This is a genomic window from Candidatus Saccharibacteria bacterium oral taxon 488, assembly GCA_010202645.1.
Taxonomy (GTDB): Bacteria; Patescibacteriota; Saccharimonadia; order Saccharimonadales; family Saccharimonadaceae; genus Nanosynbacter.
Genome location: CP047920.1, coordinates 444593 through 457520, shown reverse-complemented (window position 1 = coordinate 457520; position 12928 = coordinate 444593). Strand labels below are relative to the sequence as shown.

8 protein-coding genes are annotated in these 12928 nt (G+C 53.6%); 7 read left to right on the top strand and 1 reads right to left on the bottom strand.

Translation table 11 applies throughout. The annotated features are described in order from the left end of the window. Positions 1 to 111: 111 nt before the first annotated feature. A complete protein-coding gene (locus tag GWK77_02540; GenBank protein ID QHU93046.1) occupies positions 112 to 1050 on the top strand; it encodes a thymidylate synthase in 939 nt (312 codons plus the stop codon). Positions 1051 to 1097: 47 nt separating this feature from the next. On the opposite strand, the gene GWK77_02535 is transcribed toward GWK77_02540, so the two are convergent. Continuing rightward, complete coding sequence (locus GWK77_02535) at positions 1098 to 1595, bottom strand: dihydrofolate reductase (protein ID QHU93045.1); 498 nt, start codon at positions 1593 to 1595, stop codon at positions 1098 to 1100. A 112-nt stretch (positions 1596 to 1707) separates the two neighbouring features. Here GWK77_02535 and dcd point away from each other — a divergent pair, with 112 nt between their 5' ends. The 6 genes from dcd (at position 1708) to GWK77_02505 (ending at position 12802) form a co-directional block, all read left to right on the top strand. Next, positions 1708 to 2427, top strand: coding sequence for a dCTP deaminase (dcd, locus tag GWK77_02530; GenBank protein QHU93044.1), 720 nt, complete (start codon positions 1708 to 1710; stop codon positions 2425 to 2427). Next, the gene (gene tmk, locus GWK77_02525; GenBank protein ID QHU93043.1) at positions 2424 to 3071 is read left to right on the top strand and encodes a dTMP kinase; all 648 of its coding nucleotides are present in this window, start codon (positions 2424 to 2426) and stop codon (positions 3069 to 3071) included. Before dcd ends, tmk begins: the two co-directional genes overlap by 4 nt. 162 nt (positions 3072 to 3233) lie before the next feature. Further along, complete coding sequence (locus GWK77_02520) at positions 3234 to 6605, top strand: DNA-directed RNA polymerase subunit beta (GenBank protein QHU93042.1); 3372 nt, start codon at positions 3234 to 3236, stop codon at positions 6603 to 6605. Between the two features lies 1 nt (position 6606). Further along, positions 6607 to 10455 carry a DNA-directed RNA polymerase subunit beta' gene (gene rpoC, locus GWK77_02515; protein QHU93041.1) on the top strand — a complete coding sequence of 1283 codons (3849 nt, stop codon included), beginning with the start codon at positions 6607 to 6609 and terminating at the stop codon, positions 10453 to 10455. Between the two features lie 119 nt (positions 10456 to 10574). Next, positions 10575 to 12140 (top strand): hypothetical protein, encoded by a 1566-nt coding sequence (locus GWK77_02510; GenBank protein ID QHU93040.1) that lies wholly within the window; start codon positions 10575 to 10577, stop codon positions 12138 to 12140. Further along, positions 12137 to 12802: a hypothetical protein gene (locus tag GWK77_02505; protein ID QHU93039.1), complete on the top strand. Its 666-nt coding sequence runs from the start codon at positions 12137 to 12139 to the stop codon at positions 12800 to 12802. The genes GWK77_02510 and GWK77_02505 overlap by 4 nt, the downstream gene beginning before the upstream one ends. Positions 12803 to 12928: the final 126 nt, after the last annotated feature.

Genomic DNA, 12928 nt, shown 5'->3' with positions numbered 1-12928 from the left:
GCGAGCCGTAAATACATCGAACACGGCCGTAACGTTGTTAAAACTACCGCCATTTTCGCTTGTGGTTATGCTGGGATATTGCCATAATTAAGAAAAGGCGAGGAGGGAAGTATGAGGCAATATTTAGACGTCCTGCGACAGGTTCGTGATAATGGCGTGAAAAAAGACGACCGCACCGGTACGGGCACGACGGAAGTGTTTGGTGTGCAAACGCGGTATGATCTAACGGATGGCTTTCCGGCTATGACCACTAAGAAATTATATTTCAACAGCGTGGCACATGAGCTGCTGTGGTTTCTGAAAGGCACGGGTAATATTGAATATCTGGCGCAAAATGGCGTGCATATTTGGGACGAGTGGCCGTACAAGAATTATCTAGAGAAAACCGGTCAAAGCATTCCGGAGATCAATGGCGAGGAGTGGCGCGCTGGCATGAAAGAGTTTATCGGTAAAATTGCGACTGACCACGCGTTTGCCGAAGAATGGGGTAATTTGGGGCCGGTTTACGGCGTGCAGTGGCGCAAATGGCCGGACGGCAAGGGCGGGACGATTGACCAAATCCAAAACGCCATCGACATGATACAGAATAATCCGACGTCGCGGCGCAACATTGTCAGCGCCTGGAACGTGGCGGAAATTGACGATATCGTGCAGTCGGGCGGACTGCCGCCGTGCCACACCATGTTCCAGTTTAATGTTCGGCCAGGTGAAAATGGCGAGAAAGATAAACTGGATCTGGCACTGACGCAGCGTTCGGCGGATATGTTCCTCGGTGTGCCGTTTAATATTGCCAGCTACGCGCTGCTGCTGTCAATGATCGCTCAGGTGACTGATAAACAGCCCGGCGAATTCATCCACACCCTGAATAGCGCGCATATTTACAATAATCACCGCGCGCAGGTCGATGAGCAGTTGTCGCGCCGTCCGCTGCCGCTGCCAAAACTGTGGCTCAACCCGGATATCAAGAACATCGACGATTTCACCATTGATGATATTCGCTTGGAGGATTACGAGCATCATCCGCCTATTAAGGCGCCGATTGCGGTGTAATGTGTTCGTGCCAGTCTTCGGCAACTATTTAGTAATTTGTTAGTGTACTAAATTATCCGACGATACATCACAAAATCAAAATCATACTTGTTCTCGGTGCCCGCGGGATGATGGATGCGGCTCACTTCCTGCCAGGTGGTCATGTCAATCTCTGGGAAAAAGGTGTCGGCGTCTGGAAATGCAGCGTCGACCTCGGTGGCGTAAATGGTGTCAATTGCTGGGATTTCCAGCGCACCACTATAGACCCGCGCGCCGCCGATGATGAAGGTTTTGTAACGAGCTAGCGCTAGGGCGCTTTCTAAGTTTACCGCAGTCAGCACACCCTTAACGCCCGTTGGCCGCGAGGAAATGACAATGTTTTCACGCTCTGGCAGCGGACGACAACCAATTGATTCAAAAGTTTTTCGACCCATAATGACATTGCCACCTTTAGTCAACTTCTTGAAATGCGCCAAATCCGCCGGTAGGCTGCGTCCCCACGGCAAATCGCCACCTCGTCCGATGGCGCGGTTGGTATCATAGGCAACGATGATGGCTTTCTCCATAACCCCAGTCTAGCATGATGTAAAATTTACGAAAAGCTTGCCCGAGCGGGTAAATGTTGTCATAATAGAATCACTCGGGGAGTGAGGTAAGATAAACAAGAGGAGGCGCGGCATGAGCGTGTATTCAAACCGGGAAATTTTGGCGGCGATCGAGGAGGGGACGATCGTCTGTACGCCATTTGATCCGGACAATGTGTCAGAGGCTAGCCTAGATTTTACGCTGGGGCATTATTTTTATAAACAGGAATTTGACGATCAGTCAAGCGTTTATAATCCATTTGACGAAGCGGAGGTGGCGCGGTATTTTAAGGGGCCGCTGATGGCGATACCGCACGCCGAGTGGTGCGAGCATAACGGCTTTAGGCGGTTTCGTAATATTCCGGACGAGCATCCGATTATTGTGCTACGTCCCGGCGAGCGGATCTTGGCGCACACGCACGAGTTCGTGGGTATTCGGGCGCACGGCGGCGCGGCCGAGGTGAAGAGCCGCAGCTCGTGGGGCCGTAATGGCGTGGCGGTGTGTTTTGATGCGGGCTGGATCGACCCCGGTTATATCAATCGGATTACGCTTGAGATTTACAATTTGAACAAACACGAAAGCGTGGTACTACCAGTCGGCGAGCGCATCGGGCAATTAATTTTTCACCAGACCGGGCCAGTGGACGGCGGCTACGCTGGCGGGCGCGGCGGCATGAGCGGCAAGTACCAACACACCGACGATCTCGCCGAGCTTATCCGCAGCTGGCGGCCAGAAACGATGCTGCCGCGAGCGTTCAAGGATCGGCGTCATGCTCCGGCGATTATTAATGGCCTAGGCGAGGGTATCAAATGAACCGTCCCGGTCGATACATCGTCATCGAAGGCAACGACGGCACCGGCAAGTCAACGCAAGTAGCCATGCTGGCGGATTATTTCCGGGCGCGCGGCCGCGTCGTGTGTGTGGTCGAAGAGCCAGGCAGCGACGATCCAGAAAAGTCGACGCCAGTAGCCAATGAACTGAGGCGCATCGTTAAGAATGGCGACCTAGTACGTTCCAGTGAAATTAACCTAGCGTTGTTCTCGGCGGCGCGGCGCGAGTTGTGGCGCGAAAAGATTCAGCCAGCTCTGCAGCGCGGTGAGATCGTCCTGAGCGCGCGTAATTACATCTCGACACTGGCTTATCAGGGCTATGGCGACGGGCTGGACACGGAGGAGATCATGCGGATGACAGAGTTATTTACCGATGCGCGATACCTACAGCCGGACGCGATGGTGGTCTTGACACTCAGCGACACCCAGCGCCAGCAGCGCATCGCGGAGCGCGGGCGCATCGCTCATCCTGATACATTTGAGTCGCGTGAGCAGTCGTTCCAGGACAGAGTTAACCACGCCTATGAGGCCATCGCCGCCGAGCGAAATATCCCGCTATTGTCAGCCACCGGCACGCCGGAGCAGGTGCATGCTCGGGTTCTTGATAGCATCGCGCACATTGTATAGCATAATTTGGTTATTTTCTCTTGCAATTCATCGCCTCATGCGTCATAATGTGTCACAGTGAAGTAGTGTAGTTTTAGCGAGGGGCGAGCTTGATGGGCGGGCAAACCTCGGGCTCGTGCTGAGACTAAGAGATCTTCCGGCCGTGATCACCAATTATAATCAATGCGAGGAGTAACGCCTGTGGCTCAACAGACCACTCGTGGCGCGCGCGTCTTTTTCACTGGAACAGACAGTGCGATCGCCATGCCAAATCTCATCGCTCACCAAGAGGACTCGTGGCGCTGGTTCGTCGAGGATGGTTTGAGCGAAATCTTTTCAGAAATTAACCCAATTGACGACTACACTGGTCAGAAGTTGGCGCTGCGGTTCGGCAGGTATCATTTTGACGAGCCAAAGACCACCGATCAGTTTGCCAAGGAAAACAATTTGACGTTTGAAGCGCCACTGCACGCAACCGTCGAACTAACCAACAAAGTCACGGGCGAAGTCAAGGAACAAGAAATCTACCTCGGTGATTATCCATGGATGACCGAGCGCGGTACCTTTATCATCAACGGTACGGAGCGCGTGGTGGTCAGCCAGCTGATCCGTTCAGCCGGCGTATTCTTTACTGCTGAAACCGTGGCTGGCCGCAATTACTACGGCGCCAAGATGATTCCGGGTCGTGGTGCCTGGTTGGAGTTTGAAACGGCGACTAATGGCACGATTTATGTCAAGATTGACCGCCGCCGTAAGCTACCAGTGACGACCTTGCTGCGGGCTTTGGGTCATCCAAAGACGTCAGAAATTCGCGAACTGTTTGCTGACATTGACACGGGCGAGACCAGCTACATTCAAGAAACGCTCGAAAAAGACACTGCGCGTGGCGCCAATGAAGCGCTGATCGAAGTCTATCGTCGCCTGCGGCCGGGCGATCTGGCGACGGTTGATAACGCACGTCAGATGATTGAGCGAATGTTCTTTGATTTCAAGCGATTTGACTATTCTCGGGTCGGTCGGTACAAGATGAACCAGCGTCTGGGTCTGGACGTTGCTAATACCGCTGAAAACCGTATTTTCCAGATGAGCGACCTAGTGGCCATTATCCGCGAGATCATTCGCCTCAACAATACCCAAGAGCCAGCTGATGACATCGATGCGCTGAGTAATCGCCGCGTCAAGCTGGTCGGCGAGCTGATTGCCCGTCAGTTCCGCGTCGGTATGCTCAGAATGCAGCGCAACGCCATGGACCGGATGAGTGTGGCCGACATGGAGAACGTCACGCCGAGTCAATTGATCAATGCACGACCAGTGGTGGCAGCAGTGCGCGAGTTCTTTACTAGCTCGCAGCTGAGTCAGCTCCTCGATGAGGTTAACCCACTGTCCGAGCTCAGCCACAAGCGCCGCTTGAGCTCGATGGGCCCCGGTGGTTTGAGTCGTGAGCGCGCTGGTTTTGACGTGCGCGACGCTCACCCAACGCACTACGGCCGTATCTGTTCGGTGGAGACGCCGGAGGGCGCCAACGTTGGCCTGGTGCTGAACCTGGCGACCTACGCGCGGGTTAATGAATATGGCTTTATCGAGACGCCGTACCTGCGCGTCACCGATGGTCGGGTGACTGATGAAGTGGTCTATCTGGACGCCGCTCAGGAAGCCAGCGAGGTTATCGCTGATGCCGGGGCGCGCTTGAATGATGACAAGTCGTTCACTGATAGCCGCGTCAGTGCCCGTAAATTCCTCCAGCCAGGTCAGGTTGACGTCGAAGAAGTTACCTTTATGGACGCTGCCCACAAGCAGATCCTCGGCTCGACGGCGGCGCTGGTGCCGTTTATCGAGAAAACCCGCGTCGACCGCGCCTTGACCGGCTCGAACATGCAGCGCCAAGCAGTGCCACTGCTCACGCCAGAGCCAGCGATTGTCGGTACCGGTATTGAGCAAGCGGTGGCCGAGAATAGCGGTCACTTGATCCAGGCCGAGGCTGATGGCGAGGTGGTGCGGGCTGACGCTGATGAAATTCATGTCAAGTACGCTGATGGCGTCAAGGTCTACGCACTGCGGCACTTCGTCAAGAATAATGACGATCGCTGCTACAACCAAAAGGTTCGCGTAGCCCGTGGCGACACGGTCAAGCAGGGCGACATCCTCGTCGAGGGTGCGTCGATTGCCGAGGGCGAGATCGCGCTGGGACGAAACCTGACGGTGGCCTTTATGCCGTGGGGCGGTTACAACATGGAGGATGCGATTATCCTTAGCCGCCGCTTGGTGGAGGACGATCGCTTGACCAGTATTAACATCAAGGATTACAACGTGGAGGTTCGCGAGACCAAGCTCGGCCCAGAGATCGTCACCCGCGACATTCCGAATGTGTCAGAGGACAGTCTGCGCCACCTCGACGAAAACGGTATTGTCCAAATCGGTTCTGAGGTCAAGGCTGGCGACGTGCTGGTCGGTAAAATTACGCCGAAAGGTGAGCAGGAACTCAGCTCTGAGGAGCGCCTGCTGCGCGCTATCTTTGGTGAAAAGGCCAAGGATGTGCGCGACACCTCACAGCGGATGAACAATGCTGGCGGCGGCAAGGTCGTCGGTGTCAAGATCTTTAGCCGCGAGAATGGCCACGAGCTTAAGGCCGGCGTGTTGATGCAAATCCAAATCTTTGTGGCACAGATGCGCAAAATTGGCGTCGGTGACAAGATGGCTGGTCGCTTCGGTAACAAGGGCGTGGTCGCGCGGGTACTGCCGGTCGAGGATATGCCATTCATGGAGGATGGTACGCCAGTTGACGTAATCTTGAACCCGCTGGGTGTGCCGAGCCGCATGAACCTCGGTCAGCTATTTGAAACGCACCTTGGTATGGCAGCACGAGCGTTGGGCTACCGCGTGGCAACGCCGTCGTTTGACGGCGTGCCCTCAGCAACGATTTCTGATGAACTAGAAAAAGCAGGACTGGCGCGTGATGGTAAATCACAACTATTCGACGGTCGCACTGGTGAAGCCTTTGAAGAGCGCACCACGGTCGGCGTCATGCACATGATCAAATTGCACCACATGGTATCTGACAAGATTCACGCTCGTTCAACCGGTCCATACACCATGGTCACCCAGCAGCCGCTCGGTGGTAAGGCGCAAAACGGTGGTCAGCGCTTCGGCGAAATGGAGGTCTGGGCACTGGAAGCCTACGGTGCTGCGGCGACCCTACAGGAAATGCTAACCATCAAGTCTGACGACGTCTATGGCCGTGCCAAGGCTTACGAGTCCATCATCAAGGACGAGCCAATCGTCGGGCCAAAACTGCCAGAATCCTTCAACGTGTTGGTTAAGGAACTACAAGGCCTGGGCCTTCGGGTTGATCTGCTTGACGAGGGCGGTGTAGTTGACGCTGAGCATGTCATTGCTTCGAGCGGCCCAGCCGACAAGACCGTACCGCAAACTGCCAGCGACGACGATGATGACGATGATCAAGTTTACCTAGACGAATCAGACGACATCGGTGACATCGAGGCCGGTATGAGCGTACAAGATATTGACGAAGTAGAAGAAATAAAGGAGGAGGCGTAAGATGGCGCAATATTCATTTAACGCGACCGGAATTAGCGATTTTGATGCGGTACGCCTAGCGGTGGCCAGCGCCGAGGACATCCTAAAGTGGAGTCACGGCGAGGTTCTCAAGCCAGAGACGATCAATTACCGCACCCAAAAGCCAGAGCGCGATGGCTTGTTCTGCGAGCGAATCTTTGGTCCGGTCAAGGACATCAACCCGCACGATTCAAAGCTCAAGGGCGTGCGTTCACGCGAGGCCGCCGTCGATAAAAACGGCGAACTGGTCACCAAGTCAATCGTCCGCCGCGAGCGCATGGGCCACATTCAGCTGGCCGCGCCAGTGGCGCACATCTGGTTTATGCGCGGTACGCCGAGCGCCATGAGCTTGCTACTGGGGATGACGGTGCGTAATATTGAGCGGATTGCTTACTTTGCGACCTATGTCATTCTCAAGGTTGATGAAGTCACGCGTGACCAATACCTGGCGGATCTGGAGGCCGAGACTGAAGCTGGTCGGATGGCGATCAAGATGCGCTACGAGCAGCTCGCGGAAGCTGACGGCGCTGACATCAAGCAGCTCGCGAAGGAGCAAAGCCGCGAGGTCGACGAGCTTAACGACAAGTACACGACGAAGAAAACGCAGCTCGAGAGCCTCGTCAAGGGTGCGCTGATCTCAGAGACGGATTATCGTAACCTGCCAGAGGAGTATGACGAGCTGATTGAGGTCGGCATGGGTGCCAGCGCGCTCAAGGCGTTGCTGGACGAGATCAATCTGTCAGAACTGATCGCCCAGCTGAGCGAGGAAGCCGAGCACGCCAAGGGTCAGCGCGAGAAGAAACTGCTCAAGCGCCTCAAGATGCTCGAGAGCATGCAGGCTGCTGGCATCAAGCCATCCAGCCTCTGCCTGACCGTACTGCCAGTCATCCCACCGGATCTCCGTCCAATGGTGGCCCTCAGCGGTGGTCGATTTGCAACGTCTGACTTGAACGATCTGTACCGCCGTATCATCAACCGCAACAACCGCCTGAAGAAACTGGTTGAGCTCAACGCGCCAGAAGTGATTCAGCGCAACGAAAAGCGCATGCTGCAAGAGGCCGTCGATGCCTTGATCGACAACGCAGCGGCGCGCGGTGGTCGGGCAGTCAGCTCGACTGGTAGCCGCCGTCGTCTCAAGTCAATCAGCGACATGCTCAAAGGTAAGCAAGGCCGCTTCCGCCAGAACCTGCTCGGTAAGCGCGTCGATTACTCTGGCCGCTCGGTCATTGTCGTCGGTCCAAAATTAAAGATCAATCAGTGCGGCCTGCCAAAACAAATGGCACTCGAACTATTCAAGCCGTTCGTCATCAGCTGGCTGATCAAGGGCGAATTTGCCCACAACATCCGCTCAGCAACTCGCTTGATCGAGTCGGGTGAGGCGGTCGTGTGGGATGCGCTTGACGAGGCGATTAAGGGCAAGTACGTGCTGCTCAACCGCGCGCCGAGCTTGCACCGCCTGTCAATTCAGTCCTTCCAGCCAGTCCTCGTCGAGGGCAAGGCGATTCAGCTTCACCCGCTGGTCTGTGCTGGTTTTAACGCCGACTTTGATGGTGACCAGATGGCCGTGCACCTGCCACTTTCCAAGGAAGCGCAGGCCGAGGCACGCGAGCTGATGAGCGCCACCAACAACCTATTGAAGCCTGCCGACGGTGCGCCGGTGCTGCACATCTCGCAGGACATCGTGCTCGGTAATTACTACCTGACCTATGACAAGCCGCAGGCGCAGACTGACCACATCAAGGCGTTCAGCTCGGTCTACGAGGCAGAGCTAGCGTACGACAAGGGTGCTATCCAACTGCAAACGCCAATTCGCATCTATGCCAAGGGCAAGCTGCGTCAGACGACCTTGGGCCGAGTCTTCTTTAACGAGATTTTGCCAGAGGACTTCCCATATGACAACAACGTTCAGACGAAGAAGCAGCTGAAGAAAGTATTGGCGCAGATCTTCAACAAGTATGGCGCCGAGGAAACTGCCAAGATTGCCGACCGCATGAAGGGTCAGGCCTTCCGCTTCGCGACAACTGCGGCCGTGTCAACTGGTATGACCGACTACGTGCACTTTGACGAGATCGCTGAGTTCGTGGCTGAGGGCGACGCCAAGGCGGCCTTGATTTCCGAGCAATTCGACCAAGGTTTGATCACCGAGGACGAGCGTTACAACTTGACGGTGAATGCCTGGCGAAATGTGGATAATAAGATTACGGCCTTCCTCCAGGATCAGCTGGCGCACATGGACACCAGTATCTCGATGATGGTCAACTCTGGTGCTCGTGGTGATATCTCCAATGTCAAGCTAGCCAGCGCCATGATCGGTATCCAGGTCGACGCCGCTAACCGCGAAATTGAGCTACCAATCCGTAGTTCCTACACCGGTGGTCTGTCCAGCCTTGAGGCCTTTGTGGCAACCCGTGGTGCGCGTAAGGGTTTGATCGACACCGCGCTCAAGACCGCCGACTCAGGTTACCTGACCCGTCGTTTGGTTGATGTGGCGCAGGACGTCTTCACGGTTGAGGACGTTGAAGGTGACGACGAAGGTTACGCAATCTACCGCTCAGAAACTGAGGAAACGATGATCGACTTCTCGAACCGCTTGGCTGGTCGGTATGCTGCCGAGACGATTCCGGGTCACGTCAACAAGGACGAATTGATCACTCGTGAAATCGCTGACTCAATTGATGACGATGAAAGCGTCCAGAGCGTCAAAATTCAATCAGTCTTGTCAACCAACAACCTTAACGGCATTCCGCAGCGCAGCTACGGCGTTGACATGTCAACTGGTAAACTGGTCGGTAATCATCAGCCAGTCGGTGTCATCGCTGCGCAGTCAGTCGGTGAGCCGGGTACTCAGCTGACCTTGCGTACCTTCCACAACTCCGGTGTAGCTGGTGGCGACATCACCCAGGGTCTGCCGCGTGTTGAAGAATTGTTCGAGGCGCGCACACCAAAGGGCCAGGCGTTTGTTACGGAAATTGCCGGGTTAGTTGACGTTTGGGAAGATGGCAAAAAGTACATCGTCCAAGTTACTCCAGAATCAGGCAAGGTTGAGCGCTTGCCACTGGACGGTCGAACCATCGTGGTCAAGGCCGGCTCAAGCGTCAAGGCTGGTGACGTATTGGCAACTGGCGAAGGCGACACCCGCCCACTCATCGCACCATTTGACGGTGTGGTTGAAGCGGCAGAAGACACCCTGGTGATCGCTGCTGAAGCTGGCGCGCCAGCTCGCTATGAAATCCCAGGCACCATGCAGTTGGTGGTTAAAGCGGGCGACGTTGTCGAGGCTGGCGACCGCTTGACGGCTGGTTCATTGAACCTGCATGACTTGATGCGCCTGAAGGGTGTCGAGGCAACTCAGCGCTACATCATCAACGAAGTGCTGCGCATTTACGCCGCTCAGGGTCAAGACGTGGCCGACAAGCACCTGGAGATCATCGTTCGCCAGATGTTTAGTCGCGTCCAGATTGAAGACGCGGGCGACAGTGACTTTGTGACGGGCGACATCGTTTCTAAGGCTGCAGTGGTGAACACCAACAAGCAACTCGCCGCTGAGGGCAAAAACCTCATCAGCTACACTCAGTTGCTGCTCGGTATCACCAAGGTGTCCATCTGGAGCGATTCGTGGCTATCTGCTGCGTCCTTCCAGGACACCACTCGCGTGCTGATCAACGCTGCCGTCTCTGGCCGCGCTGACCACTTGCACGGTCTCAAGGAAAACGTTATCATCGGCCGCAAGATTCCAGTAGGAACGGGCGCTGTTGAAGAAACGGAAACCGACGAGCCAAGTGAGGACGAGTTCGCCGACAACCAAGAAGAGGAATTAGCTGTAGCGGTATAAGCCAGCCAGCCTTCTTTCTCAGAAACCGCTCCGATGGGTACGGGGCGGTTTTTGTTGTCTGGGATGATATGGCCTGATAATGATTGACACAGAAATATAAATATGATATAAAAAATACTATGAAACAAATAGCTGGAGTTGAGCCTTCCGAATTAGTATTGCCAGCTGGCCCTAATGGCTACCGCCGAGCCGGTTCTGGGCTACTCGTGCCGGAGGGGGAGTCGACGCTAAAATTAGAGCCGATACCAAAACTAGATGAGCCAACCCTACTTCTTGGTGCCGAAGCAATTAACGCTTATCCAGATGACATACTAAAGGGGACGGAGACGCCCGCCTCAACGTATGAACCGGTATATCTTTGGTACGATGCACCGGCGGCGCTTAATCGTGTTATTGATAGTGCCTCACTTGATTCATTGAAAGAGAAATTTGGGAAGCTACAGCAGCTCTCGAAGCGTGACAAGCTGCTATCAGTGCTCAACAGCCGGTCGAGCGAGGAGGAGCTGGCCGCTATCACGAGTGATTTCTACTCGTTGTTAGGTGAAGTACATGCTCGTGCCAGCAGTAAAGTACTTGAGGATGGTCGACTGTGGGATTATCTCGGGGCGATGGCAGATTACCTGATGATTGAGTCAGATATGCAGGATCTCGCCATGGATGATGATACGCTTCAGCTAATACTCCGAGGGCTTGATAGTCATAACATCCCAGAGAAACTACTCGATTTTATCGCTCATTTTGATATTCCGAGAGAGCTGGCTGGCAGGCTGCTTGATCGTATCAATGACCATCCAAATCATCCGCTGTACTGGTGGGTGGCATCGCGCTGCCCTGACCATCCGGTGGTGGCGCAGCAACGTAGGGCGGTTGAGGCGCTAGCAGCGGGCGATAAGAGTGAGTCCGTTCATCTTAACCTAAAAACTCTCCTACCCTTAGGTAGCTTACTGCCTGATAGAGCTTTTCCTAGGACGGGTCTCGAACTCGAGACAACAACATTTGTTGATACGGTGAAGGTGCCGGAGGGGACGGTTATGGGCGATGATGGTGCGGAGGATGTTGACGGGATACTTGAACTCCGGTTGAATCATGAGGGAGATAGATCTGTTCTGAATTATGGGCCAGAGTGGCTGCATCGGTACTTTGAGGTTTGGCGCTGGGAGAAAATAGCTCGCGGCGTGAGTTCGTCAATTCACTTGCATTCGGAGGGTGACTTCTTCATGAAGTTAGAGCGAGCAAAGAATTTATTTGGTGTAGATGATAATAGTTGTCGGTATAATAGCCTCGGTACTGTAGAAGTGAGGTCGGCACTAGGTGGTTATGTTGACAATAGATTGGACGGCAGGGGGTACAGTGAGCTGCCACCACCGGTATTGATAGAACTACTTCATCTAGTAGAAGATACTCATTCACCATTATTTCTAGCTGTCAGAGGTCGGTTAGGGCAGACAGCTTGGCGTAGCCGCATCGGCGATCATAATAAATACGCGCAGCAATTGGATGAACAGTTATTAAATGCCCTGGAAAATAATGATTTTCAAGTGTGTAAAAAACTGTTCCATCGAGTCGATAGGCTTAGCCATAATATGCAGGCGACTGCGGTTGAGATGGCAATGGAAAACGATGAATACAACCTAGTTCTTCGTTGTCTTGGTTTACTTAATCCAAGTTTACAAAAGCCGTGGTGAGTGAAATTTGCAGAGTCCCGAGTGACTGGACTAATATGGATCTCGTTAGTCAGATTGGACTGCTTGACCCAGAAATACAGGCTACAGTGATAGAGTATGCACTAGGGTGCGATAAGAACAATGCTGCTGTTATTTACTACTTGGTAGATCAAATTAATATATGCACACAGAAGCAACAGTTAGATTTGGTTGAGAGGGCAATAAGCACAGATGAAGAGCCTATTCTTAAAAAACTAATCGAGAACATTTATAGGATAACGAGTCCATATTTGAGAGACCATGTTGCACAAGAATTGATAGATCGTGGACATGATAAGTATGTTTATAAACTTATCAAGCAATTTGACTCACTTAGTCCAGGTCTGCAAAACAATATTCTTGATAAAGAGCTGAGTAAGGGATATGGTACTATGGATCTTACGGACTACATGGGTGTGCTAAGCCCGGAGCAGCAGGAGCGTGTAATAGAAAATATATTAACAAACTATAAGATAGGGATGTTCATGATTTCATTAGAGGACTACGTCTATCAAATCAAGAGCGAGGAGCTGCGTCTTGAGTGTTTGGCTCGTCTCTACAGGCGGTCATCACTATTCCTGCAAACAGTCATACAGCACAACACGGGTAGGCGAAATGAAGCCAAATTACGTGAAACATCCTAGACAAATTGTTCGCAATAATGCTATAATGCACCCCAGAGTTTCCTCTTTTCGGAGCAAGCGGTGGTTTGAATGTGTACAGGCTGCATGCTCGGCAGAAAAGGTATAGACACGGGGCGGAGTTGCTGA